Annotated in this window: 1 protein-coding gene; it reads right to left on the bottom strand. The window is 44.1% G+C overall.

Annotation, left to right across the window (positions count from 1 at the left end; all coding sequences use genetic code 11):
* Positions 1-238: G5 domain-containing protein (locus EAF07_RS10520; RefSeq protein ID WP_183121706.1), on the bottom strand; the 238-nt coding region annotated here is incomplete at both ends.

Raw genomic sequence — 238 nt, 5'->3', positions numbered from 1 at the left:
ACAATCGTACGAACTCCATCTTTACCTTCTTGAACGACACGCGTTTCACCCTTCGCTAACTCTGGGTTCTCACGCGTTTGTTTCTCAAACGGAATCACTTCGGTCTTGGTTTCATCTTTAACGACTGGCACAACAATTGGCGTTCCCGGAATAACGGTGACTTCTTTTGTGCCAACTTCAATCACTTCTTCAACTGCTGGAGTAGTGATTTCTTCACTAACCTTGTTACGTTCAGTTT

The organism is Streptococcus hillyeri (assembly GCF_003686955.1).
In the GTDB taxonomy this organism is placed as follows: domain Bacteria; phylum Bacillota; class Bacilli; order Lactobacillales; family Streptococcaceae; genus Streptococcus; species Streptococcus hillyeri.
This window is presented reverse-complemented; position numbering and strand designations above follow the sequence as displayed.